The 25,232-nt window shown below is 63.4% G+C and carries 21 protein-coding genes; 9 read left to right on the top strand and 12 right to left on the bottom strand.

Translation table 11 applies throughout. The features are described from left to right. Positions 1–29: 29 nt before the first annotated feature. Positions 30–1,595, bottom strand: coding sequence for a phytoene desaturase family protein (locus tag BPNPMPFG_RS18930; RefSeq protein WP_258590227.1), 1,566 nt, complete (start codon positions 1,593–1,595; stop codon positions 30–32). After that, on the bottom strand, positions 1,582–3,201 hold the full coding sequence (locus tag BPNPMPFG_RS18925; protein ID WP_258590226.1) for a phytoene desaturase family protein: 1,620 nt from the start codon (positions 3,199–3,201) through the stop codon (positions 1,582–1,584). Before BPNPMPFG_RS18925 ends, BPNPMPFG_RS18930 begins: the two co-directional genes overlap by 14 nt. A gap of 199 nt (positions 3,202–3,400) precedes the next feature. Here BPNPMPFG_RS18925 and BPNPMPFG_RS18920 point away from each other — a divergent pair, with 199 nt between their 5' ends. The 5 genes from BPNPMPFG_RS18920 (at position 3,401) to BPNPMPFG_RS18900 (ending at position 8,503) form a co-directional block, all read left to right on the top strand. After that, positions 3,401–4,201 (top strand): class I SAM-dependent methyltransferase, encoded by an 801-nt coding sequence (locus BPNPMPFG_RS18920; protein WP_258590225.1) that lies wholly within the window; start codon positions 3,401–3,403, stop codon positions 4,199–4,201. Between the two features lie 6 nt (positions 4,202–4,207). Continuing rightward, on the top strand, positions 4,208–4,921 hold the full coding sequence (gene betI / locus BPNPMPFG_RS18915; protein ID WP_258590224.1) for a transcriptional regulator BetI: 714 nt from the start codon (positions 4,208–4,210) through the stop codon (positions 4,919–4,921). A gap of 33 nt (positions 4,922–4,954) precedes the next feature. After that, positions 4,955–6,037: an ABC transporter substrate-binding protein gene (locus tag BPNPMPFG_RS18910; protein ID WP_258590223.1), complete on the top strand. Its 1,083-nt coding sequence runs from the start codon at positions 4,955–4,957 to the stop codon at positions 6,035–6,037. A gap of 115 nt (positions 6,038–6,152) precedes the next feature. Then, positions 6,153–7,229, top strand: a complete 1,077-nt coding sequence (locus BPNPMPFG_RS18905; RefSeq protein WP_258590222.1) for an extracellular solute-binding protein — start codon at positions 6,153–6,155, stop codon at positions 7,227–7,229. Beyond that, positions 7,226–8,503 carry a flavin monoamine oxidase family protein gene (locus BPNPMPFG_RS18900; RefSeq protein WP_258590221.1) on the top strand — a complete coding sequence of 426 codons (1,278 nt, stop codon included), beginning with the start codon at positions 7,226–7,228 and terminating at the stop codon, positions 8,501–8,503. Before BPNPMPFG_RS18905 ends, BPNPMPFG_RS18900 begins: the two co-directional genes overlap by 4 nt. Here the strand turns inward: BPNPMPFG_RS18900 and BPNPMPFG_RS18895 are convergent. The 3 genes from BPNPMPFG_RS18895 to BPNPMPFG_RS18885 form a co-directional block, all read right to left on the bottom strand. After that, positions 8,500–9,573, bottom strand: coding sequence for an ABC transporter ATP-binding protein (locus tag BPNPMPFG_RS18895; RefSeq protein WP_258596811.1), 1,074 nt, complete (start codon positions 9,571–9,573; stop codon positions 8,500–8,502). The two genes, BPNPMPFG_RS18900 and BPNPMPFG_RS18895, sit on opposite strands and share 4 nt — an antisense overlap. 67 nt (positions 9,574–9,640) lie before the next feature. Continuing rightward, positions 9,641–10,465 carry an ABC transporter permease gene (locus BPNPMPFG_RS18890; protein ID WP_258590220.1) on the bottom strand — a complete coding sequence of 275 codons (825 nt, stop codon included), beginning with the start codon at positions 10,463–10,465 and terminating at the stop codon, positions 9,641–9,643. Next, positions 10,462–11,379, bottom strand: a complete 918-nt coding sequence (locus tag BPNPMPFG_RS18885; protein WP_258590219.1) for an ABC transporter permease — start codon at positions 11,377–11,379, stop codon at positions 10,462–10,464. The genes BPNPMPFG_RS18890 and BPNPMPFG_RS18885 overlap by 4 nt, the downstream gene beginning before the upstream one ends. 259 nt (positions 11,380–11,638) lie before the next feature. On the opposite strand from BPNPMPFG_RS18885, the gene BPNPMPFG_RS18880 reads away from it, so the two are divergent. Beyond that, positions 11,639–13,054: an aminotransferase gene (locus tag BPNPMPFG_RS18880; RefSeq protein WP_258590218.1), complete on the top strand. Its 1,416-nt coding sequence runs from the start codon at positions 11,639–11,641 to the stop codon at positions 13,052–13,054. A 203-nt stretch (positions 13,055–13,257) separates the two neighbouring features. Here the strand turns inward: BPNPMPFG_RS18880 and BPNPMPFG_RS18875 are convergent, their stop codons facing one another. Further along, positions 13,258–14,460: an aromatic ring-hydroxylating oxygenase subunit alpha gene (locus tag BPNPMPFG_RS18875; RefSeq protein ID WP_258590217.1), complete on the bottom strand. Its 1,203-nt coding sequence runs from the start codon at positions 14,458–14,460 to the stop codon at positions 13,258–13,260. A gap of 470 nt (positions 14,461–14,930) precedes the next feature. Here BPNPMPFG_RS18875 and BPNPMPFG_RS18870 point away from each other — a divergent pair, with 470 nt between their 5' ends. Beyond that, complete coding sequence (locus BPNPMPFG_RS18870; protein ID WP_258590216.1) at positions 14,931–15,341, top strand: hypothetical protein; 411 nt, start codon at positions 14,931–14,933, stop codon at positions 15,339–15,341. A 133-nt stretch (positions 15,342–15,474) separates the two neighbouring features. On the opposite strand, the gene BPNPMPFG_RS18865 is transcribed toward BPNPMPFG_RS18870, so the two are convergent. Both BPNPMPFG_RS18865 and BPNPMPFG_RS18860 read right to left on the bottom strand, forming a co-directional pair. Continuing rightward, positions 15,475–17,562 (bottom strand): PAS domain S-box protein, encoded by a 2,088-nt coding sequence (locus BPNPMPFG_RS18865; protein ID WP_258590215.1) that lies wholly within the window; start codon positions 17,560–17,562, stop codon positions 15,475–15,477. 73 nt (positions 17,563–17,635) lie between these two features. Further along, positions 17,636–18,409: a response regulator gene (locus BPNPMPFG_RS18860; protein ID WP_258590214.1), complete on the bottom strand. Its 774-nt coding sequence runs from the start codon at positions 18,407–18,409 to the stop codon at positions 17,636–17,638. 45 nt (positions 18,410–18,454) lie between these two features. On the opposite strand from BPNPMPFG_RS18860, the gene BPNPMPFG_RS18855 reads away from it, so the two are divergent. Further along, complete coding sequence (locus tag BPNPMPFG_RS18855) at positions 18,455–19,141, top strand: response regulator transcription factor (protein ID WP_258590213.1); 687 nt, start codon at positions 18,455–18,457, stop codon at positions 19,139–19,141. Between the two features lie 71 nt (positions 19,142–19,212). Here BPNPMPFG_RS18855 and BPNPMPFG_RS18850 read toward each other — a convergent pair whose 3' ends face one another. Both BPNPMPFG_RS18850 and BPNPMPFG_RS18845 read right to left on the bottom strand, forming a co-directional pair. Further along, positions 19,213–19,380, bottom strand: a complete 168-nt coding sequence (locus BPNPMPFG_RS18850) for a hypothetical protein (RefSeq protein ID WP_258590212.1) — start codon at positions 19,378–19,380, stop codon at positions 19,213–19,215. Between the two features lie 38 nt (positions 19,381–19,418). After that, positions 19,419–19,751 carry a hypothetical protein gene (locus BPNPMPFG_RS18845; protein ID WP_258590211.1) on the bottom strand — a complete coding sequence of 111 codons (333 nt, stop codon included), beginning with the start codon at positions 19,749–19,751 and terminating at the stop codon, positions 19,419–19,421. A 354-nt stretch (positions 19,752–20,105) separates the two neighbouring features. Between BPNPMPFG_RS18845 and BPNPMPFG_RS18840 the strand changes: the two genes are divergently transcribed. Further along, positions 20,106–20,567, top strand: coding sequence for a L,D-transpeptidase (locus BPNPMPFG_RS18840; protein ID WP_258590210.1), 462 nt, complete (start codon positions 20,106–20,108; stop codon positions 20,565–20,567). A 206-nt stretch (positions 20,568–20,773) separates the two neighbouring features. Here BPNPMPFG_RS18840 and BPNPMPFG_RS18835 read toward each other — a convergent pair whose 3' ends face one another. After that, positions 20,774–23,857: an efflux RND transporter permease subunit gene (locus BPNPMPFG_RS18835; RefSeq protein WP_258590209.1), complete on the bottom strand. Its 3,084-nt coding sequence runs from the start codon at positions 23,855–23,857 to the stop codon at positions 20,774–20,776. Continuing rightward, complete coding sequence (locus BPNPMPFG_RS18830) at positions 23,854–25,218, bottom strand: efflux RND transporter periplasmic adaptor subunit (RefSeq protein ID WP_258590208.1); 1,365 nt, start codon at positions 25,216–25,218, stop codon at positions 23,854–23,856. The genes BPNPMPFG_RS18835 and BPNPMPFG_RS18830 overlap by 4 nt, the downstream gene beginning before the upstream one ends. Positions 25,219–25,232: the final 14 nt, after the last annotated feature.

The raw sequence follows: 25,232 nt of genomic DNA, 5'->3' as shown, positions 1-25,232 counted from the left end.
CGCAACTTTGGCCAGTAGCGACATCACGGTCACCCCCTCATCGCAATGATGCGTCGCGCGGCGTTGAGACCAGGAGCGCCGGAGACACCGCCACCGGGATGCGAGCCCGCGCCGGCCAGGAACAGCCCGTCGATCGGCGTGTCGTAGCCCGACCAGCCCGAGACAGGCCGCGAGACCAGCATCTGGTCGGCCTGCAATTCGCCGTGATGCCAGTGGCCGCCCGGCATGCGGTAGCGTGTTTCGATGTCGGCCGGTGTCAGCAGCTCGGCGTGAATCACGGACTTGCCGATATCAGGCGCATAGGCTTCGAGTTGCGCCATGATCGCCGCCAGGAATTTCGGCTTGCCGGCGGCCCAGCCCTCTTTCAGCGCGTAGGGCGCGTATTGCACGACCGCCGACAGCACGCAGGCGCCGCTCGGCGCGAGCGACGGGTCGGCAAGGCTGGGCAGGGTGATCTCCATCACCGGCTCGTGCGAGAACTCGCCATATTTGGATGGGTTGAAGGCGCGCTCGACGTGATCCGGCGAGGGGGCGATGACCAGCCGGCCCTTGTGGCCGGCGGCATCGACACCGGTGAATTGCGGCGGCCGGTCGAGTGCCAGATTGAGCTTGGCCGCATCGCCCTTCATACGGATGTTTTTCACCTTGCGCATAAACCCCGTGTCGATCTCGCACGGCCCGACAAGGTCGAGGAACGTGGTCGCCGGATTGATGGCGGAGACGATCGTCCTGGCGCGCAGCACCTCGCCATTGTCGAGCGTCACACCGACGGCGCGACCGTTCTCGACGATGATCTTTGCCACCGGCGCTGACGTGCGGATGACGACGCCAGCCTTTTCCGCCGCGGCGCGGATGGCGGCGATAACCGCGCCCATGCCGCCTTGCGGCACTGTCTGCGCGCCGGTCGCGCCACCGGTCTCGCCGGCCAGCCGGTAATAGAGGCCGAGCAATGAGGTCGGCGAGCGTGGACCAAGGTGGCTGCCGAGCGTCGCATCGAAGGCGAGCAGTCCCTTCAGCCTGATATCGGCAAGTTGCTCGTCGAGCAGGTCGGCGACGTTCATCAGCAGAATGCGCAGGAAGTCGCGCATGTCTTCCTTGCCGAGTTTTTTCAGCGCCAGCGCGGTCTGGCCAAGCGAAGCGGTCTCGAGTAGCGACATGCCGGCGAGATCGGGTGGGCGGCGGGAGAGGAACGGCTTCAATATGCCGGCGTAGCGCAGCAATTGCGCGCGCAGTTCCTTCCAGGCCGAATGCTCGGTCGGACTGGCGCCGGTCAGCATCTCGCCATAGGCGCCGTGCAGGACAAGCGGTGGTCCATCCCTGGACAGCGCAACCGACGGCATGAAGTCGGCGCGCGCGACTTTTAGCCCGTGCTTCTCCAGCTCCAGCGTCTTCACCATTTCGGGATGCAGCCGGTTCAGCAGATGGGCGACTGAGGAGACGCGAAAGCCCGGCGCGAATTCCTCGGTGCGCGCGGCGCCACCGACGTGGCTTCCGGCTTCCAGCACCAGCACCTTGCGGCCGGCCTTCGCCAACGTGGCCGCGGCGACCAGGCCGTTATGGCCGCCGCCGATGATGATGGCATCAAATGACGTCATGGGCCGGGCTCATATGCGTGGTGGACTTGGCAAGATCGCGCAGGATTTCGGCCGCGGCATTGCGGCCGGGCGCGCCCATGACGCCGCCGCCGGGATGGGTCGAGGAGCCGCACATATAGAGGCCACCGACCGGCGAGCGGTACTGCGCGTAGCCCGGCACCGGCCGGTTGAACAGAAGCTGGTCGAAGGTCAGTTCGCCCTGGAAGATGTTGCCTTCGGTGAGGCCGACCTCGGCCTCGATCTCGCGCGGTGTGCGCACTTCCATGTGGACGATGCGGTCGCGGAAACCGGGCGAGTATTCGGCGATTTGCGAAATCACGCTTTCGGCGAAGCCGTCGCGGTCGGCGTCTGTCCACTCTGCCCCCGCGATCTTGGGCGGCGCGTATTGCACGAAGCAGCTCATGAAATGCTTGCCGGGCGGCGCCATGGTCGGGTCGAGGGTCGTCGGAATAACCATGTCGAGGAACGGATCGGCCGACCAGCGCCCGGCCTTCCAGTCGTCATAGGCGCGCTCCATGCGCTCCATCGAATCGGTGAAATGCATGTCACCGCGATAGACCGGCGAATCCTTCGGCAGCGCCGGGAATTCCGGCAACGAATCGAGCGCGATGTTGACCTTGCCGGAGGAGCCGCGGATCTTGAAGTTCCTGACCCGGCGCAGGAAGATGTCGGGCAGTTCCTTTTCCTCGACCAGCTTCAGGAAGGTGCGCTTCACGTCGGCATTGGAGACGACGAGCTTGCCGTAAATCTCCTCGCCGCCGGCCAGCACCACGCCCTTGGCCTTGCCTCTGGCAACCAGCACATGGTCGACCTCGGCGCCGGTGCGGATGGTGCCGCCCGATGCCTTGAACGACGCGGCCAGCGCCTTGGTCACGGCGCCCATGCCGCCGCGCGCATAGCCCCAGGCGCCGACCGAGCCGTCGACCTCGCCCATATAGTGGTGCAGCAGCACGTAGGCGGTGCCGGGCGACATCGGGCCCAGTGCAGTCCCGATGATGCCGGACAGAGCGAAGTTCGCCTTGATGACGTCGGTCTCGAAATACTCGTCGAGGAACTCCGAGATCGACATGGTCCAGAAGCGCAGCGTCAGCGCCATTTCCTGCGCCGACAGGCCGGCGAATTTCTTGCCGAGGTAGAGAAGCTCGCCGAGGTCGCGCGGCCGCAGGCTGGTCGGGTCCGGCGCGGTGCGCATCAACAGCGGCTGAATAAAGCGGCACTGCCGCGTCACGTCGCGGGAATAGCGGTCATAGGCTTCGGCATCGTGCTTCGAGAAGCGGGCGAACTCGCGCCGGTGGGCATCGTGGTCGCGATAGTTGGCGAGGTAGTCGCCGTCGCGCGTGAACACCGCGCCGCCCTCATAGGAGATGACCTGCAGGCCGAAGCGCGGCAGTTCGAGGTCGCGCGTGATCTCGGGGCGGAACAGCGAGCAGACATAGGAGCAGTTGGAATAGAGAAAGCCCGCCGTCAATTCGCGGCTGGTGGCGGCACCGCCGACCCAGTCGTTCTTCTCGACCACCAGCACGTCGAGGCCGGCGCGCTGCAGATAACAGGCATTGACCAAGCCGTTGTGTCCGCCGCCGATGACAATCGCATCCCAAGCTTTCATTTTGGCCCAGTCTTCATTCCGACCCGCTCTTCATTTTTGCGTGATCTGTTCCCGAATGCGCGGAATTTGACACGGCGGCCGCCATTTTGTCCAGCCATATTGAATGAATGTTCAACAAATGGTGTTGCATTTTTCCTTGTATGCGCTACTCTTTGCCGGCGTTCGAAATGAGCATTCGTCGATTGGGGATCGAGGGCTGATGATCGAAACGGCAGATGCCGAGCCGGAGTATGACGACACCGCCATCCGCTTCCTCGAAGCGCTGTGGGGCGACGGTTACCTGTCGCCGGGCGGGCCAGACGAGGTCGACCGGGTGGTCGAAGGGCTTTCGTTCAAGGGCAAGACGATCCTCGACATCGGCTGCGGTTCGGGCGGTATCACACTGCATCTGGTCGAGCGCCATGGCGCTGCGCACGCCACCGGCTTCGATGTCGAACGACCGGTGATCGAGACGGCGATGAAGCGCGCTGCCGCGCGCGGGCTCGCGGACCGCGCCAGCTTCGTTCAGGCGCCACCGGGACCACTGCCTTTCGCCGACCATTCCTTCGATGTCGTCTTCTCCAAGGATGCGCTGCTGCATGTGCCTGACAAGGACAGCCTGTTCGCCGAGATTTTTCGCGTGCTGAAGCCGGGCGGCGTCTTTGCCGCCTCCAACTGGATGATCTCGCATGACGGCGAACCGTCGCCGGAGATGAAGGCCTATATCGCCGCCGAGGGACTGTCCTTCGCCATGGCGTCGCCGTCGCGCTATGCGCAGGCGATGCGCCGGGCCGGCTTCGCCGATGTCACCGTCAGGGACCGCAATCCCTGGTATCGCGACGTCGCGCGCGGCGAACTGGAAAGGCTCAAAGGACCGCTCTATCCGAGCGTGGCCGCCGTGGTCGGCGCTGCCTATGTCGACAAGAACATACGAACCTGGGAAGCCATGCAGAAGGTGCTTGACAGTGGCGAACACCGTCCCACTCATCTTCGCGGGTGGAAGCCGGATGCGATTGGATAGCCGGCGATGCTGGAGACCATCACACGCATGAAGACGGCAGATGCCAGGGACGCCCTCCTTGAACCGGCGCGAAAAGGTGACTCCGAAAAGCGCGGACGCAAGGCCTCGAAGGAGGTCAGGCAGCTTCAGCTCATCGAGGCGACGATCGATTCATTGGCCAAGCGCGGCTATTCGGAGACGACGATGGCCGATGTCGCCGACGGCGCGGGTCTGTCGCGCGGCATCGTCAACTTCCATTTCGAGAGCAAGGAAAAGCTGCTCATCGCAACCTTGCAGCACATGTATGACGAGTACTCGGCGCATTGGCGCCATGCCCTGCAGAAGGCAGGTGACGATCCCGCCCATCAGCTTCAGGCCCTGGTCGCCGCCGATTTCGACCGCTCGATCTGCAACAAGCGCAAGCTGGCTGCCTGGTGCGCCTTCTGGGGCGAGGCCAAGTCGCGGCCGACCTATCAGGCCCTGAGCAGCGCCCGCGATGCCGTCTATCAAAACATCTTCATCGACCTGTGCGCGGCTCTCAAGCAGAGCGGCTCCTATGCCTACGAGCCGCAGGTCATGGCCCTGGCACTCAGCGCCATGACCGAGGGTTTGTGGCTGCGGTTGATGATGGGGACCGAGGACACCACCCGCGAGACCGCCTTGCAGGCGGCCAATGAATTTCTGTCGGCGGCATTCCCGAAACACTACCCGTGGAAGGCCGCCGAGACGGCGAAATCATAAGAAAATCAGAACAAGATAGAGGATGGAACAGCAATGAAGACATTCACTCGACGCCTGACATTGACCCTGGCACTGGCTGGAACGCTGGCGGCATCAGTCGCGGCACTGGCGATCGCCGCCGACAAGGACCTGATCGTGTTCGACTGGTCCGGCTACGAAGCCCCGGGCTTCCACCCGAAATATGTCGAGAAGAACGGCGATTCGCCGACCTTCGCCTTCTTCGGCGACGAGGATGAGGCGTTCGAGAAGGTCCGTTCCGGCTTCAAGGCCGATCTCGGCCATCCCTGCTCGCAAAGCGTGGTGAAATGGCGCGAGGCGGGCTTGCTCCAGCCGCTCGACACCTCGAAGATCACAGGCTGGAAAGACCTCAATCCCGGCATCATGGCGATGAAGGATCTTGCCACGACATCGGACGGCAAGGCCTGGTTCATGCCGTGGGACTGGGGCAACACGCAGCTCACCTACAACTCCTCCAAGATCGACGCCAAGGATGTGCAATCGCTGAAGGCGTTCGCCGATCCAAAGTTCAAGGGCCGTGTGTCGATCGGCGACAATGTCGACGACGCCTATGCGCTGGCGAGCCTCGCCATCGGCCTCAAGGACTGGACCAAGATGACCGACGACCAGTTCAAGCAGGCGTCCGACTTCCTGCGCCAAGTGCACAAGAATGTGCGCTCCTACTGGACCGACACCACCGACGTTGTCCAACTGCTGAGCGGCGGCGAGGTCGACCTCGCCTGGGCATGGAATGATGCCACGGTGCAGTCGGTGGCTGCCGGCGTGCCGATCAAGTCGAAGAAGGATACCAACGAGGGCATCTCGACCTGGGTCTGCGGCTACGTGCTGTTCAAGGATGCGCCTGGCAACATCGACAAGGCCTATGACTATCTGAACGCCGTCAACGATCCCGAGACCGCCAAGGTGCTGGTCAAGGACTGGGGCTATGGCCAGGCCAACGCCAAGGGCATGGCCGGCGTCGACCAGGCGATCCTGAAGGAAAAGGGCTATGACGACGTGCAGAAATTCGTCGACAAGACGCTGTTCCAGTCGCCGGTGCCGTCCGACCTCAAGCTCAAGATGATCGCCGAATTCGAGAAGATCAAAGCCGGCTATTGATCCCTGTTCTGGGTGTCCCGTCTGCGCGCCGATCGGGCGGCAGACGGGCTCGCCAAGTGAGCCGAATTCTCCTAACCTCGCAGCAGCCTTGTTCGCGATGGGGGAATTTCGCGCCATGAAATCAGTGCTACGCCGCCTTGCCCTTGCCGCCGCGTGTCTGATTGGTGCTGGCGCGGTCTATGCCTTGGCGGAAGGCGGCGGCGACCTCGTCGTGTTCGACTGGTCGGGCTATGAGGATCCGTTGCTGCACCCCGCCTACACCGCCAAATACGGCGCCGAGCCGACCTTCGCTTTCTTCGGCGACGAGGACGAAGCCTTCGAGAAGATGCGGGCCGGCTTCAAGGCCGATATCGCCCACCCCTGCTCGCAAAGCGTGGTCAAGTGGCGCGAGGCCGGCGTGCTGCAGCCGCTGGACACTTCGAGGATCGCCGGCTGGAAGGATCTCAATCCCGGCATCCTGGCGATGAAGGACCTCGCCACCACCGCCGACGGCAAGGCCTGGTTCATGCCGTTCGACTGGGGCAACACCTCACTGCTCTACCGCACGGACAAGGTCACGGCGGACCAGGCGCAGTCGCTCAGGATCTTCGCCGATCCCAAGTTCAAGGGCCGCGTCACCATCGGCGACAATGTCGACGATGCCTATGCGCTGGCAAGTCTCGTCATCGGCCTCAAGGACTGGACCAGGATGACCGATGCGCAGTTCCAGGAGGCGTCCGCCTTCCTGCGCGATGTGCACAAGAACATCCGCTTCTACTGGACCGACGACACCGACCTCAACCAGGCCTTTATCGGCAATGAGGTCGACCTCGTCTGGGGCTGGAACGAAACCTTCGTGACCCTCAAGGGGCAAGGCATGCCGATCGCCATGAACCGCGACACCAAGGAAGGCATTTCGACCTGGGTGTGCGGCTATGTGCTGATGAAGGACGCGCCGGGCAAGCTCGATGAAGCCTATGAATTCCTCAGCGCCGTCAACGCACCCCCGGTGTCGGACTATATGGTCAAGACCTTCGGCTACGGCCACGGCAACGGCGCCGGCATGGCGGCGATCGACCACAAGGTTCTAACTGACCGCGGCTTCGACAATCTCGACAAATTCCTCGACAAGACGCTGTTCCAGCAGCCGGTGGCGCCTGATCTCAAGCAGCGCATGGTGGCCGAGTTCGAGAAGATCAAGGCCGGCTATTGAAGAGCGGACCGGAAAGAACCGATGTCGTCATCATCGGCGCCGGCTTCACCGGCTTGTCGGCGGCGCTTGAGCTGAAGGCAGCCGGCATCGACTTCCTGTTGCTGGAAGCACGCGACCGCGTCGGCGGACGCGTGGAGTCCACCGAGAACGGACTTGGCGAGCGTGTCGACAGCGGCGGCCAGTTCCTGTGCGAGGACATGCCGGAGCTGATGGCCCTGGTCGAGACGCGCGGCAAGGCTCTGGTCGAGGCCTATGTCGACGGCGAGTTTGTCGCTCAGCCGGCGATGAGCGAGGCGGAAGCCGAGCGAACCTATCTCGCCTCGATGGCCATCCGCGACCGCATGAACAGGATCGACCCGGATGATCCCGCGATTGCTGGGCTCTCCGTCGCCACATGGCTCGCCAGCCAGAATGATCCCGACGACGCCAAGGCGGCGTTCCGTTCGATGATCGAGGGCCTGTGGTGCCAGGCACTGGAAAAGATACCGTTGTGGCACCTGATCGACAATGACCGGCGCATCACCAACGAGGTGTCGGAGCTGCAGTATTTCGTGCGCGAAACCATGCATTCGCTGGCCGACGATCTGGCTCGTGATCTCGGCGACCGGCTGCGGTTGAATACCGCGGTCAAGGCGATCGAACATGGGCCGGGAAGGGTTCGCATTGTCGCGGCGACGGGCACCATCGAGGCACGGGCGGTGTTGATTGCCGTGCCGCCGGCGACGGCCGCGAAACTGGATTTTGCGCCGCCATTGCCGGCTGGCCTGCAAAGATCGCTGGCGGTCTGGCAAAGCGGCGCGGTGATCAAGGTGCTGGTACGCTATCCCGCTGCCTTCTGGCGTGAGCATGGCCTGAGCGGCATGGTGATGTGGCGTGACCTACCGGGGCTTTTTGCCTGTGATGCCAGCAAGGACGACGATCATGCGGCGCTGGTCGTCTTCGTCGGTGGGCCGCTCGCCTTGCGCTGGCGCGACCTCGGCGATGTGGCACTGCGCGCCGAAGTGACGGCGAGGCTGGTGGAAGCGCTTGGCCAACAAGCGGCTGGCGTGCTCGATCTCAGCTATCGCGACTGGACGGATGATCGTTGGAGCGGCGGCGCCTACAGCGATCTCATCATCGATGTGACGGCAACCGACGCCGAGCGCAGGCTCCTTGCCGGCACGCCGCCGGTGCATTTCGCCAGTTCAGAACTGTCGCCGTCATTTCCGGGCTATATCGAGGGCGCCATCGTTGCCGGGCGCATCGCGGCGCGCAAGATCATGGCCGGGCTTTAGTCGGCCATCGCCACCAGCGCCTCGGGATCGTAGGCGAGGCGGATCGAGGTGCCGACCGGGATGTCGTCGGCGCCGAAATCGTTGGTCTCGGTCACCGATAGCGGCTTTTCCAGCCCCGGTATCTCGACGATCAGATGGGTGATCTCGCCGAAATAATGGCGTTCGATCACCTTGCCGGCAACCTCGAACTTGGCCGTCGCGTTGTCCCACAGCACGCGCAGGCGTTCCGGCCGGATGCCAAGCGTGGCCGCGCCACCGTTGCGGATAAAAGCCTTGGGCTTGTCGGTCTTGACGCGGCCGAAGCCCAGCGTGTCGACAACCAGCGACGCGCCGTTCTCCTCGACGATCTCAGCCTTGACGAAATTCATGCCGCCGAGGAAGTCGGCGACCTGGCGGTTGACCGGCCGCTGGTAGATTTCCTTGGGCGAGGCGACCTGCGCGATTTTTCCGCCGAACATCACGGCGATGCGGTCGGACATTGCGAGCGCCTCATACTGGTCGTGGGTGACCAGCACGAAGGTGATGCCGACCGCCTGCTGCAGGCGGCGCAGCTCGACCTGCATCTGCTCGCGCAGCTTCTTGTCGAGCGCCGACAGCGGTTCGTCGAGCAGCAGCACCTTGGGCCGCATCACCAGCGCACGGGCGAGCGCTACGCGCTGCCGCTGGCCGCCGGAAAGTTCTGTCGCCAGGCGCTTGCCCAAGCCGGTCAGCGACACCTGCGCCAGCGCCTCCTCGACGCGGCGCTTTTCTTCGCCGCCCTGCAGCTTCAGCCGCTTCAATCCGTAGGCAACGTTCTGCTCGACATTGAGATGCGGAAAGATCGCATAGCTCTGGAAGACCATGTTGGTCGGCCGGCGATTGGCCGGGATGCCTTCCATCGGCTGGCCGCCGACCGAGATCGAACCGCTGGTCGGGTTGTCGAAACCGGCGATCATCCGCAGCAGCGTGGTCTTGCCGCAGCCGGATGGTCCGAGCAGCGAGAAGAACTCGCCCTCCCTGATGGTCAGCGAGGCATCGTCGAGCGCCTTGAACGCCCCGTAGCTGCGGGTGACGTTGCGGATCTCGATCATCGCTCGTTCAGGCCTGGACCCGTCCTCCTGGAGGCGCCCGACGGTGGGCTGGTCGACTTGCGGCTGCTCAGGCATAGAGGCCTCCCTCGTTCTGGGTGCGTCTGGCCGCGCGGCGACGCAGGATTTCGGCGACGGTCATCAGCAGGAAAGAGGCAACCAGCAACAGCGTGCCCAGCGCCAGCACACCGGGCAGTTTCGCCGCGAAGCGCAACTGGCCCCAGATGTAGATCGGCAGCGTCGCCTCGGTGCCGGTGAGGAAGAAGGCAATGATGAACTCGTCGAGCGAAATGGTGAAGCAGACCAGCAGGCTGGAGATGATCGCCGGCGCCACCATCGGTAGCGTCACTCGCTGGAAGGTGCCGAAGGCGCTCTCGCCGAGATCGACGGAAGCCTCTTCCAGGCTGTGGTCGAAGCCTTCGAAGCCGGAGGTCAGCACCGTCATCGAATAGGGGATGCAGACCAGGACATGGCCGAGCACGACGGTGAACAGCGACAGGCTCAAGCCGAGCTGCAGCATCACCAGCAGCATCGAGATGGCGACGATCACTTCCGGTAGCACCAGCGGCGCCATGATCAACCCGTTGATGGTGCGGCGGCCGGGGTAGCGGTAGCGGGTGATCGAGCGGGCGGCGAGGATGCCGAGCACGGTGGACAGGATCGCCGCCGAGACACCGACGATCAGGCTGTTCCAGGCGGCGTCGAGCAGAGCCGGCGTATTGGGCAGGTCAGCGTACCAATGCAGGGTGAAGCCGGAGAGCGGAAACTTCGGTGTCGCCGCCGTGTTGATCGAGAAGATCGGCAGGAAGATCACCGGCAGATAGAGAAACACGACGTAGAGGAACGCGTAGACCGGCAGCCAGCCGCCGGACAGGAAGCGCCGCACCGCCGTCATCGCGCCAGCCTCTGGATGGCGCGAATGATCAGCACCGTGGCGCCCGCCATCAGCGTCACGATGACCATGGTGGTGACGGAAAGGGCCGCGCCCAGCGGCCAGTTGGAGGCCTTGCCGAACTGCGCCTGGATGGCATTGGCGATCATGACGCCGTCCTTGCCGCCGACCAGCTTCGGCGTGACATAGTCCCCGACGGTCGGGATCATGACGATCAGTGCCGCCGAGATGACGCCGGGCGCCGACAGCGGCAAGGTCACGCGCAGGAACGAACGTAGCGGACCGTCGCCGAGATCGGTGGCAGCTTCGACCAGCGTGCGGTCGACTTTTTCCAAGGACACAAAGATCGGCAGGATGGCGAAGGCAGCCCAGGCATGGGTCAGCGTGATGATGACGGCGCTCGAATTGTAAAGCAGTGCCGTCGACGGCTCGTCGATGATGCCGAGGCCCATCAGGCCGGAATTCAAGACGCCGTTGTAGCCGAGGATGACCTTCCACGACATGACGCGCAAGAGATAGCTGGTCCAGAACGGGATGGTGATGAGGAACAGCCACAGGCTCTTGTGGCGGCCGCCATGGAACGAAATGAAGTAGGCGATCGGATAGGCCAATAGGACAGTAAGCAGGCTGACTGTCAGCGAGATGTAGAGCGAGCGCCACAGGAGATCCCGGTAGATCGGCTCGGTCAGCGCGATGCGGTAGTTTTCCAGCGTGAAGGTGCGATCGATGGTCAGGTAATGCTGCGTCCAGAAGGAGTGGGCGATAACCACCAGGATGGGCAGGACCAGAAGGATGAGCGCGTAGAGAAAGGTCGGGCTGATCAGGGCAAGGCCCTGTACGGGTTCGGACTGCAGAAGGGCATTTCGTCTGGCCCGCGTCATGCGCAACGGGGGCGACCCTTCGGCAGCCGCCGTCATTGCAGGGCTCCGGGTGTGATCTCGGTTGCTGACCTGGACTGTCCCGCCATGCGGCATCCCATTGTGGTGGCGCCAGCTGTTTCTTCCCCTTGCCGGCTTTCTTTCATCATGCGCGCATCCGCGGATTGAAATCAAGCGCTATTTCTGCAATATTGATTGAACGGGCATTCAAAATGAAGTGAAGAAAGCCGACATTTTCGGCGTTTGACGCTGAGTTCCGTGCCCGAGAAAAATTCGACGAGATGATGTGGAGGCGATTGTGGCTGCTGCGAGAGATCTGAGAGCGACCGAAACGGCTGAAGTCGTCGGCGATGCCGTCGAACTGGCCAGGCGCCATCTCATCCAGCCCTGGCCCTACGCCGGTTCTGTCGGTGCCGAGGCGCGCGCGCTGATCGGCGAGGGCGACGGCATCTACATCACCGACAGCACCGGCAAGCGGCTGATCGACGGGCCTGCCGGCATGTGGTGCGTCAATGTCGGCCACCGCCGCGAGGAACTCGCCAAGGTGATGTACGACCAGGCGATGGCGCTGTCCTACAACACGCCGTGGTACACGATGAATGCGCCGTCGGCGGAACTGGCCATGCGCATTGCCGGCCATGCGCCAGGCGATCTCAGCCATGTATTCTACACCACCGGTGGGTCCTCGGCCGTCGAGACGGCACTGCGTTTCATGCAGTTCTACAACAATGTGCGCGGCCGGCCGGAGAAGAAGCTGATCCTGAGCCGGGGCGGCGCCTATCACGGCTCGACCTATCTGTCGGCCTCGCTCAACGGCCGCCCGCGCGACCGCGACTGGATGGACGGTGCCGACGAGCTGGTGATCAAGCTGTGTTCGCCCGATCCGTTCCGTCGCCCGCACGGCATGAGCCTTGCCGCCTTCACCGATTTCCTCGTCGACCAGTTCCGCGACATGGTCGCTCGTGTCGGCGCCGACAAGATCGGCGCCTTCGTCGGTGAGCCGGTGCAGGCATCCGGCGGCGTCGTCGTGCCGCCCGACGGCTATCTCAAGCGCATTCGCGAGATCTGCCGCGACAACGACATCCTCTATGTTTCCGACGAGGTGGTGACGGCCTTCGGCCGGCTTGGCCATGTCTTTGCGTCAGGTGACGTGTTCGGTATCGATCCCGACATGATCACATTCGCCAAGGGTGTCACTTCAGGCTATTTCCCGCTTGGCGGCGTCATCATCTCGGAGCGGCTGCTGGAAGAGTTGCGGCGCTCGAACCATCCGGACGCCTTGTTCGGCCATGGCCTGACCTACACCAGCCATCCCGTCGGCTGCGCCGTGGCGCTGAAAAACCTCGATCTGCTGGAAGAGGGTGTGCTTGCCCACACGCAGGAGGTCGCGCCCTATTTCCAGGCGCAGCTGAAGACCCTGGAAGAGCTGCCGCTGGTCGGCGAGGTGCGTGGCGTGGGATTGATGGGTTGCGTCGAATGCGTGGCCGACCGCGACAGCAAGGATCCGCTGCAGCTCGACAAGGATGTCGGCAAGCGCATCGATGCCCATTGTCATGAGCTCGGCCTGCTTGTCCGGCCGCTGATCAACATGTGCGTGATGTCGCCGCCGCTGATCATCACGCGCGAGCAGATCGACGACATGGTCGGCATCTTGCGCGAGGGCATTTCACGCACGATGGATGATTTGCGCAAGGAAGGTGTGTGGCGGGGGTGAAGGCTAATCTCCCCCCTTGTGGGGGAGATGCCCGGCAGGGCAGAGGGGGGCGCTGTCCCGCCAGCATCTCAATCGACTATATTGGGTGCCGGTGCAGCTTTCAGCGATCAAATTGACTCGAAGGTAGCGATCCTTCACGCCCCCCTCTGTCCTGCCGGACATCTCCCCCACGAGGGGGGAGATCGGCAGCTCCGCCGTTGGTCCTAAGACCGCGACCTGAGCGCGTCGTTCAGATTCCACATGTCCTTCTCTTCGGGTGCGGTCTCCAGGCCCAGCACCGGGAGCATCTTGCGCAGATGATCGTGATGGGTGCGCACGCCGTATTCGAGGTCCGAGAGATAAAAGCCCTCGAAGGCCTCGGATAGCATGGATTCGTTCGACCACACCGACAGCTGCACGTCTTCCGACATGGTGTCGCGGTCGATGCGGAAGGAGAGGTAGCGGGCGGCGGCCTGCGCGCGGCTTTCGTCGCGGTAGCGGTAGATGGCGCCGCGCAGCAGGGTCTCCCCGGTCGACAGCGGGAACTCCTGATAGAACTGCACCGATTCCGGCATCACCGAAATGACCGCATTGGGGAAGATGCCGTAATAGACCCAGGCCTTCTTCAGATAGTCGGGCAGATGCGTCGGCTCGGGCGCGATCTTGACATAGTTCTTGACGCTCCAGCGGCGGCCGGCATGCGGGTTGTAGGTGGCAAACGACCGCGACACGCCGTTGATGAAGGGCTCGTCGAAATAGGTGGCGCCATAGAGATCCTGAAGGGCTGGATGCGCCATGGCGACGTGATAGCCCTCATTGTCGACATCGCGCACCGACTTCCAGTTGACCGGGGTCTTCTGGTTCCAGATGCCCCAGGAGGGCACCATGTCGGCGGCGTTGTAATGCGCGAATTCGGGCTCGATCGGCTTCATCAGCTCGGCGACCGAGGGCTGCGGCCCGCCATTGCGGAAGCGGATGAAGATGAGGCCCATCCAGACTTCGAGATCGAGCGGCATCAAGCCGAACTCGGTCTTGTCGAGATCGGGGAAGGAGCGCGGACGTGCGGCGCCGCGCAGCGTGCCGTCGAGATTGTAGACCCAGCCATGGAACGGGCAGACCAGCGCGTTCTTGCAATTGCCCTGGCTGTCGGCGACGACGCGGCTGCCGCGGTGGCGGCACATATTGTTGAAGCCGCGCACGACGCCATCCTTGCCACGCACGATCAAAGCGCGTTCGCCGACCACGTCCATGGTCAGATAGTCGCCGGCATCCGGGATATCGGAGACATGACCGACGATCTGCCAGTGGTTGCGAAAGACGTGCTCCTTCTCGAGCTCGAGAAGGGCATCGGAATGGTAACTCCAGCCCGGTAGCCCCCGCCGGTCCCAATCGTTGGGGATCGCCACGTCGCGGAGGTGCGGGTTCATAAACGTCTCTTCTTTTTATTGAATACTCGTTCAATAAAATCATATTTTTCATTGAAATGCAATGGGTTGTGAAAATCAGACGATTTTCCGGACGGAATCCGCGCGTCGCCCGGAGCTGAAATCCGCCCGGCTGTCGACCCGAAAAATCCCGGAGAATCCGGGTGTTAGTCACGGTTTCAGGCTTGCTGTCCCGGCTCGGCTTCGCCAAGCGTGCGGACTGGAGAACAAGTACCTTCCAGAGGGCAAGGACAGCGCCGCCATCGGTCGTCGGCAGGCGTTCGAGCCTGAGTGGTTGGGTCGACCGAGACCTGTTCGCCGGCAGGCAGTATGCTATGACCGATTCTGCCCGATTTTGCCCGAATTCATGTTTCAAGTCGGTTACATTGTCGGCCTTGCGCCACCTTAACGCTGTTACAAAGCGCGACTAAGTTCATTTCATCACAAAAAGAAAATCAACGAAGGGAACGGCGATGCATACGAAAATCCAGACGAATAGCAACGAGCGCCGCCTTGAGGCTCCAGTGCGCGGTGACCGCCGCCCGAAACTGGCGCTGCGCCAGCGCGCCAGCGATCACCCCATGGCAATGTTCATGGTGCTGGCTGCTTGCGCCTTCATCGGCATGGCGTTCGCGCCGACGGTCGGGCCGGCCTTCGCTTCGTTGAAGCCGCCAGCCAACCTCGTCGATGGCGCACAGACGACGACCAGGACCGCGCGCCTGCCGATGTCGGCGACCGACTTCGCCTGCAAGGGGCAGTCCTGGGGTGCCGAGAGCGTGGATTGCCTGCGCGCCATCGCCGAGCAGTCGGGGACGCACAAGGCGCGCGCGATCCGCATGATCGCCAATGCCGCGCCGCTGACCAATACGCCGAACATCTTCTGATTTCCGTCGACGCATGATCCCGAAACCGGTTCCCACCTTGGGATCATGCTCTGACCTCCCCGAGCGCTTCCTCCAGCGCTCCCCTGGCTCCCGCCGCAACCCGGTCGGGAGCCTTTTTTCGCCTTACCGATGCTTACCCCTTTGCCGTCGCCTGTTCGGCAATGGCGGACAGCACGCTACGCACATCCAGGGTGCTGAACGGCTTTTCCAGGATCTGTGGCCGCTGCTGCGCCGGCAGGGCCTCGATTTCGGCTTTCGCGCCGATCAGGTCGCCGGTGACCAGCACGAAACGCCGCGCCAGGTCGGGCCTTTCGGCAAGCAGCTCGTGATAGATCGATATGCCGCTGATGCCGGGCATGCGCAGGTCCGAAAAGACGATGTCCGGCGGCATGTGGCCGCCCAAGGTGGCGGCGCCCGATTCCCAGACAGGCGCGATCCGCGACTTGATGCCCATCAATTCGAGAATGTCGGAGAGCGAGCCGGCGACATCCGGCTCGTCATCGATGATCAAGGCATGGCGCAAGCCGCTCGATCGCGGCTGGTTCTCGCCGGCGCTGGCGGCGCCGGCCGCGATGGCCGGCAGATGGACGACAAAACGCGCCCCTCTCGGCAGCGCTTCCTCGAACCAGACATTGCCATTGTGCCGCTCGATGATCGATTTCGAGATCGACAGGCCGATGCCGGTGCCGACGCCGACCGGCTTGGTGGTGAAATAGGATTCGAAGATGCGGGCGCGGATCGCTTCCGGCACGCCCGGTCCATTGTCCTCGACCGAGAAGCCGGGTTTGCCCAGGTCGCCGCGGAACGTGCGCACCTTGATCAGCCGGTCGCCGGCAACGCCGGCCAGCGCATGCTGGCTGTTGATGAGGAAGTTGGCCGCCACCTGCGTCACATGGTCGGCGTCGGCCATGGCCAGCAGCGGACCGGCGGCGAAATCGGTGTCGATGATGATGCCGCTTGATCGCGCGCCATAGGCGGTCACCTCGAGAGCCGCGCGGACCACCTGGTTGAGGTCGGTCTCGGCATGGGCCGCGGGATGAAGGCGGACCATCGACAGGAAGCTCTTGACGATGCGGCCGCAACGCTCGGCGGCTGCGCGCACTTTCTCGGCACGCACCTTGGTCTGCGGGTCGGAGGCGAATTCATGCAGCAGCGTCGATTGCGCCACCACCACGGCCAGCGGGTTGTTGAGCTCGTGCGAGACGCCGGCCAGCAACGAGCCCATCGCCGCCATCTTCTCGTTCTGGTGCAGCTTCTCACGCTGGCGACCGATCTCTTCCTCGGCGCGCAATTTGTCGCGCAGGTCGCGGATGGAGCCGAAGATCAGGCGACGTTCGGCGACCCGCATCTCGGTTGCCGTCAGCTCGATCGGGAACACCTCGCCGGCGGCGTTCTGGGTTACCGTCTCGAGCCGTTGGCCGACCATCGGCGCGCCGCGCCCGGACATGTATTCGGCCCCCGACGTATAGCCCTTGCGGTAGTATTCCGGCACGACGGTGTCGAGCAGGTCCTTGCCGAGGATGTCGCTGCGCAGGAAGCCGAACATCTTTTCGGCGGCCGGGTTGAACTCGATGATCGAGCCGGTCTCGTCGATGACGATGATGGCATCGAGCGAGGCCTGCAGCATGGTGCGGCGAATGACCTCGCTGGCATGAGCGTCGGAGGGCGACCGTTCGATGGCGTCGCCGATGGCCAGCGCGATGATGTGCAGCGTCGCCTCTTCCTCGTCGGTCCACTCGCGCTCATCGACGCAATCATTGACCGCCAGCGTGCCCCACAGATGGCCATGCGCGAAGACCGACACCGACAGGAACGACTTGATGCTCTGCTTTTCGAAATCGGTTCTCAGAAAGCCTTCGAGGTCGCGCGTATGGCCGGCGAAGATCTTGCCTTGGCGTTCGTCCTCGGCCAGCCGCTCCAGCAGCGGGTCGGAATTGATGATCGACTGCATGATGACGGTCGGCGACGCCAGTTCGCCGCCAAACCGGTCGTCGATCCAATACGCGGCGACCGACTGCGCGAAGCCCTGGCCGGGCAGTTCGCGCAAGCGGAAGAGGATGCCGCGCTGGCACTCCATGGCGCGACAGAGCGTCTCCAGGACGCCTTCCATCTCGCGCTGCCAGTCGCCGGCCTCGCGCAGCTGGCGAACGACGCGCACGGCCGCCATCGCGGCACCCTGCCTGAACCCTTGCATCTCCGAGCTTGCTGCTTCAGCTGTCATTGTCTGCCGTCACTCCAGGGCCAATTCGATCGGCGAGCAACGGCTGCGAATCCGAACCCTCTGGCCTCGATGCTCAGTTGCCGTCGCCGGTCGGCAGCGAGAAGATATAGCCTTCGCCGCGTACTGTACGCAGGAATTTCGGATTGGCCGGATCCGTCTCGATCTTCTTGCGCAGCCGCATGATGCGGATGTCGACCGCGCGCGACGATTCCGGGTCTTCGGTGAAGCCGATCGCCTCCGAGATCGCGGCGCGGGTTAGCAGCCGGTTGGCGCGGGTCAGGAAAACTTCCAGCACGTCGAACTCGCTCTTGGCCATGTCGATCACCGCGCCATTGGCGCCGGTGACCAGCCTGCCGTCGAGATCGGCCTGGAAGGGGCCGAAAGCAACCGAGCGGCGGTCCGACGCGGCTTTCTTGTCCTGCAGCCCGGTTGGCTGCGGGACGCGGCGCAGCACGCTGCGGACCCTCGCCAGCACTTCGCGCAATTCGTAGGGTTTGACGATGTAGTCGTCGGCGCCAAGCTCCAGCCCGACGATGCGGTCGAGCGCGGTGCCGGCGGCGGTGGCGTAGATGATGCCGATCGGCAGCCGCGAGCGCAGCCAGCGGCCGAGCGACAGGCCGTCCTCGCCCGGCATGGCGATGTCGAGGATGGCGAGATGGAACGACTGCGTTTCAAGGAGGCCGCGCGCGGCGGCCGCGCTTTCAGCGGTGACCGTGTCATAGCCGGCGGCGCCAAGATATTCGGCGACCGCATCCCTGAGGTCGGGCTCATCCTCGACGATGACAATTCTTGCCCTCACGATGCCCTCGCTGCCACTTTCAGTGGAAAGTAGATTGGGTATAAACATGATGTCCAGCACTCATATCCGGTTGCCAGGGAACGGTTGGAAAACATGGTCGCACGATCCGTCATTGCGCTCGTTTCCGTCGCCGAAGTGGTCGCGACCGAACTCGCCGACCATCTCGGGCGGCGAGGCCACGATGTGCGGCAGGCGCGCCAGCCGTGGGAGGCCGAATCGTTGCTGTCGGGGAAGGGCATCGACATCGTCGTCGTCGGCGACAGTCTCAGCCAGGCGGAGGGGCGGGATCTGCTGCGCCGCCATGGCGGCGAGGGCGGACCGGATTTCATCCTGATCTGCCGGCCGGCCGATCTCGTCGACAAGGTGCTGGCGCTCGAGCTTGGTGCGGCCGACGTCGTCGAGAGCCCGCTCAACGTCAGGGAACTGGCCGCCCGTGTCGGCGGCCTGCTTTCGCGGCGCGGCAGAGGCACCCAGGAACTGATTGTGCTGGAGAACGCGACCGTCGATCTGAGGTCGGCCATGGTCATGCATCGCTCCGGCACGGAAGAGCAGCTTTCGCCGGGTCAGGTGGCGCTGCTCAGGCTGTTCCTGGCCAGTCCGCGCAAGGTGCTGACGCGCGACGACATCATTGCCGCGGCACCGGCCGAAAACGTCGACGCCTTCGATCGCTCGATCGATTCGCGCATCGTGCGACTGCGCCGCAAGCTCGACACCGACACCATCACCACCATACGCGGCGCCGGCTACCGGTTCGATCCGCCGCTGCAATTCGCCGATTGACGGCCGGACGCCGAGGCTATCGCTTCGTTTGAGCATCGGATTTTCCACTTTGGGTCCGATGCTCCCGACGCTCAGCGTACCACCAGCAGCGATGGGCCCGATGGCATGTCATTGCCGATGGTGAGTTCGCCCGCATGCGCGCGGTCCCTGAGCAGCACGGTGGCGACGCCGGCAAAGCCGAGCAGGCCCTGTGCGTAAAGCAGTGCCGAAAGCACTGAAGCGGCAAATTTCGTTTTCATCGTACCGGTTCCCCAAAAATGAACGTTTGCAGGATGCTTCAGGACACCCCCGAAGCACCCGCGCCGCGTGCGGAGCCCCCCGTCGCGGCGCGGGCCTTCGGTCCTCTCGGCAGCAAGTTGCCGGAGGGGCCGCGCATTCTCGTCAGCTTAAGGCCGACCCGCCAGAGGGCCTTGAGCCGAGTGATGCGCAGGCTGGAAACCATCCAGACCGTGGCGAAAAACAGTGCGGCATGCAGCGTCGAAATCTCGCCTGAAGTCATCGCGCCGAGACTTGTCAGCGGGTTGCCGGCAACCGTGCCGACGCCGCCAATGACCGCTGCCGCGATGCTGATCCCGAGGAGCCAGGACAGCGCTTTCGATTTCGTTCCCATGTTTCGTTACCGGCTGTTTTCGTTGCGTCAACTTTGCTTGCGGCCCGTATCCGGATCATGCCGCACAAAGCCGCGTTTTGTTTCAGTTCTGTTTCGAGATTGAGGGTCTTTCTTTCATATATTGGGAATTCGCACTTTCGTTTAGAGACTGATACCTATGTTCCTGACCTCGGCCTCTTCGGCTCGCGGCATTCCGTCCCCTTTTCGGCTCCGTGGATGACTCCGTTTGTTAACCAGAGGAAACAGATTCGAAACACAAACGAGCACTTTGCGAAATCTCCTCGAAACATGACGTTGGGATAAGCGGCCATCGAATTGGAGCCGGCCAGACCGGCAGAGAGAGGGGACACCACCATGCATACCGCCATTTCCGCCAAGCTCATCAACATCACCGCCGCCGCCCTGACCGGTGCCGCACTTCTGCTCGGCGCCGGCTCGGGCGCCGCTCACGCCGCCAACAAGATCGTGGCGCGCGTTTCGCTTTCACAGCAGATCATGGAAGTCTCGGTCGATGGCCGGCCGACCTTTGCCTGGAAGGTTTCCACCGGCGACCGGGCCCATGTGACGCCGACCGGCTCGTTCAAGCCGACGCGCATGCATGAGATGTGGTATTCGAAGAAGTACGACAACGCACCGATGCCGCACTCGGTCTTTTTCAGCGGCGGCTATGCGGTGCACGCCACCAATGCGATCAAGCGTCTCGGCCAGCCGGCGTCGCATGGCTGCGTGCGGCTGCACCCCGACAACGCCGCCGATTTCTATCAGCTTGTCGAAACCTTCGGGCCGACCAACACCAGCATCGTCATCGTCAAGTAGCAGGCTGTACAATGGGGAGGCCTGATGCCGCGCCCTGTTCAAGGCTCCCGCCGGAAGGCGTCCGGCGGTATTGATCATAGCTCAAACCGGCGGTACTGAGCCTAGCCCAAGAAAAGAGGCCGGAAATTCTCCGGCCTCTTTTTTTGCAATCATCTGTCTTGCGCAATTCGGAGGGAAAACCGTTTCGCACCTTTCCTGGAATTGCTTCAGTCCGGCAATGCCGGCATCAGCTTGGGATCCGGCTTCTCGGCCAGGTGCGGCAGGTCCTTGCTGGCGATGAAGGTGTAGAACATGGGCACGACGAAGAGCGTGAACATGGTGCCGACCAGGATGCCGGTGAAGATGACCAGGCCCATCGAATAACGAGCGGCGGCACCAGCGCCGCTGGAGGTGATCAGCGGCACGACACCAAGCGCCATTGCCGCCGTCGTCATCAGGATCGGCCGCAGGCGCACCTTGGCCGAGGCGATGATGGCGTCACGCCGCCGCATGCCATGGATTTCACGCTGCTGGTTGGCGAACTCGACCAGAAGGATGCCGTGCTTGGTGATCAGGCCGATCAGCGTGATCAGGCCGACCTGCGTATAGATGTTGAGCGTGCCGAGGCCCAGATTGAGCGGCACGATGGCGCCGAAGATGGACAGCGGCACCGCCATCATGATGATCAGCGGGTCGCGGAAGCTTTCGAACTGTGCCGCCAGTACCAGGTAAATGACGATGACGGCCGCCGCAAAGGCGATCAGGATGGTGTTGCCCTGTTCCTTTTCCTGCCTGGACTGGCCGGAGTAGTCGATGAAGAAGGTGCTGGGCAGGCTCTCCTTGGCGATGTCCTCGATGACTTTCAATCCGTCGCCTGTGGTGACGCCGGGCAATGGAAGGGCTGAAATCGTCGACGAATTCAGCTGATTGAACTGCTCGATGGCGGCCGGCGACGCGTTGGTCGAAATCTTCACCACCGCCGACAGCGGCACCATCTCGCCCGTCACGCTGCGCACGAAATATTGTCCGAGCTTTTCGGGGTTGTCGCGGAATTCCTGCGGCACCTGCGGGATGATGTCGTAGCTGTTGGAGTCGCGGTCGAACTGCGCCACTTCGGCGCCGCCGACCAGCAGCGTCAGCGTCCGGCCGATATCGGCGATCGGCAGGTTGAGCGCCGCGGCGCGGTCGCGATCGATGGTGACCGTCACCTGCGGTGCGTCATAGGCCATCGAATTCTGCACGACGATGAAGCGGCCGGAGGCCTGCGCCTTGTTCTTGATCTGCTCGGCCGCCTCATACACTTCCGAGGAATCGCCGGTCGAGCGCACCACCATGGAGATCGGCAGGCCGCCGCCGGAGCCCGGCAATGTCGGCGGCGCAAAGACGAAGGCCTGGACACCCGCCACTTTGGCGATACGAGCCGTAATGTCGGCCTGCAACTGCTTCGAATTGCGCTTGCGCTCGGCCCAGTCCTTGAAGGCAAAGCCGACGAAGGCGCTGTTCGTCGCACCGCCGAAGGCCACGGCCGAGAACTGCGCCCGAGTTTCGGGAATATCCTTCACCAGACCGAGAATCTGGTTGACGTATGTCTCGGTGTAGTCGGACGTCGCATAACGTGGCCCCGTCACAAGCGAGAGCAGAAAGCCCTGGTCCTCTTCCGGCGCCAGTTCGCCCGAGGTCTTGGTGAACATGAAGCCGGTCACACCGACGAGGGCAAGCACGATGATCAGCGTCAGCGGGCGATAGTTCAGCGAACCGGTGACGGCCCTCTCGTAGACGTGCTCTACCCTTGCGAAAGCGCCGTCGACAATGCGCTGGAAACGGCCCGGCGTGCCGGACTTCAAGAGGCGTGCCGACATCATCGGGGTGATGGTGATGGCGATGATGCCCGAGAGCACCACCGAGCCGGCGAGCGTGACCGCGAATTCACGGAACAGCGCGCCGGTCAGGCCGCCGGTGAAGGCCAGCGGCGCGAACACGGCGGCCAGCGTCATCGTCATGGCGACGATGGCAGAGGCGATTTCGCGCATGCCGCTGAACGCCGCCTGCATTGGCGACATGTGGTCTTCTTCCATATGGCGATGGATGTTCTCCACCACCACGATGGCATCGTCGACGACAAGGCCGATCGCCAGCACCATGGCCAGCAGGGACAGAAGGTTGATCGAATAGCCGACCGCAAACAACAGGAAGCAGACGCCGATCAGGGACAGCGGGATGGTGATGATCGGCATCATCACCGAACGGAACGAGCCAAGGAACAAAAGAATGACGACGACGACGATGGCGACCGCCTCGCCGATGGTCTTGAACACCTCGTAGATCGAGGCGCTGATCTGCCCGGTTGCGTCGTAGACGACCTCGATCGTCATGCCTTTCGGCAGCGTCTCCTGAATCTGCGGCACCAGCTTGGTGAGCGCTGCCGCCGTGGTCAGCGGGTTGGCCGCCGGGGTCGGGAAGATGGCAAGGAAGGTGCCGGGCTTGCCGTTGAAGCTCACCCTGGTGTCGGTGTTCGCGGCGGCGAGTTCAACGCGAGCGACATCGCGCAGCCGCACCACATTGCCGCCGGTCGAGCGCAGCGGCAACTCGGCGAATGCCTCCGGCGTCTGCAGCGTCGAGCGTACGGTGATCGAGGAGACGACATACTCGTTCTGGGTGTTGCCGGGCGCCGACAGGAAATTTGAGTTGTTGATCGCCGTCAGCACTTCGGATGCCGTCACGCCGCGCGCGGCAAGCTTGATCGGGTCGATCCAGACGCGCATCGAATATTGCTGGGCGCCGAAGATCTGCACGTCGGAGACGCCTTCGACCGTCGACATGCGCGGGCGGATGACGCGCTCGATATACTCCGTCAGCTGCTCCTTCGTCATGTTCGGGTTCTGCATCGAGATGTACATCATCGCGAACTGCTGCCCGGTGCCCTTGACGATCACAGGGTCCTTGGAGGCAGTCGGCAAGGTGCCGCGCACGCCCTGGACCTTGGACAGCACTTCAGTCAGCGCGACGTCGGGGTTGGAGCCAAGCTTCATCTGCACCGTCACGGTGCTGGAGGAAGGGCGGCTCGACGACGTCACGTAGTCGATGTTTTCCGTCGAGGCGACGGCGCGGGCGATCGGGGCGGAAATGAAGCCCTGGATCAGGTCGGCGCTGGCGCCCGGATAGGCCGTCGTGATGGTGATCGCGGTTTCGTCGACCTTTGGGTACTGCCGGATCGACAGGTTGAAGATGCCCTGGAAACCCAGGAGCAGGATCATGCAGGCAAGGACCGTCGAAAGGACAGGCCGGCGAATGAAGAGATCGGAAAAGCTCATTGCTGGCCGGCCTGCTTGTTCGCCGATTTGGTCGGGTCGATCGTGTTGTCGACAGCCACGGACATGCCATTGAAGAGCCGGTTCTGACCGGCGGTGACGACCTCGTCGCCAGCCTTCAGCCCCTCGACGATCTCGACCATGCCTTGATTGCGGCGGCCGGGCTTGACGAAGACCTGCGACAGCACCAGCGCAGGCTTGTCGCCTGCCGCCGCCGGCTTGGCCGGATCGGCAGAAGCTGGCTTCGTGGTGTCAGGAGCCGCCTTGTCCGCCGGCTTGGTCGCTTCAGTGGCCGGTTTCATGGCATCGGCGGCAGGCTTCATGGCGTCGGCCGGCTTGGCATCTGCGGGTTTGGCGTCCGCCGGTTTGTCGACTGCCGCGGCGGCGGGCTTTTCTTCCGGCTTGGCGGTCTGCGCCGGGGGCGCTTCGGCGGGCTTCGCCGGCTGCACCACGAATATATAGTCGCCATAGAGGCTGGTGGTCAGTGCCGTCTGCGGCAGCGTCAGCACGTTCTGCTCCTCGGGTAGTTCGACACGCACCTGCACGAACTGGCCGGGAGTCAATTTGCCTTCGGTGTTGGCGACCTCGGCCCGCACGGTTACCAGCCGGCTCGAGGGGTCGATTTTCGGGTCGATACCGCGAACGATGCCGGCATAGGGCATCTCTGCGCCGCCGATGCCCAGCCGCACCGTCTGGCCGATCTTGAGCGAAGGCAGCTGTTGTTCCGGCACCGTGAAATCGACCCGCATCGTGTCGAGATCCTGCAGCGTCACCACGGCGGTGCCCGGTGCCAGGTACTGGCCGAGGTCGATTTTCGGAATGCCGACCGTGCCTGCAAACGGCGCCGTCAACTGCTTCTGGTCGAGCACCGCCTGCAATTTGACCACCTGCGAAGCGGAGCTCGATGCTGCTGCCCTTGCGGTGTCAAGCGTGGCATCGGTTCCGACGCCGCGCCGCTGCAGCTCGACCGCGCGCTCCAGCGCCGTCTGATCGGATACGGCCTGTGCCTTGGTCGCGGCAAGGTCGGCACGCTCGACAGCGTCGTCGAGCTGGAGAAGAACCGCGTCGGCGGCCACCTTCTGGTTGGCGTGGAAAAGGATGTCCTTGACGATGCCGGTGACTTCGACGGTCAGGTCGACGCCACGCACCGCGCTGACCGTGCCGATCGCCTGGACGCCCGGTGTCCAGGTCGACGGCTTGGCGATGGTCGTCGACACGGTTGCCGCCGGCGGCTTCATCGAGGCGAAATACTGCTTGATCCCGTTGTCGCGCAGGAAGTTGAAGCCGACGATGCCGCCGACCACGACAACGAGGACGAGCAGAACCAGGAGGATGATGACGATACGGAGTATGCGCTTGAACAAGAAAGTCCCCTCGG

This window comes from Mesorhizobium sp. AR07 (genome assembly GCF_024746815.1).
Classification (GTDB): Bacteria; Pseudomonadota; Alphaproteobacteria; order Rhizobiales; family Rhizobiaceae; genus Mesorhizobium.
The sequence above is the reverse complement of the archived record's forward strand: the minus strand, read 5'-3'. Positions and strand labels throughout refer to the sequence as shown.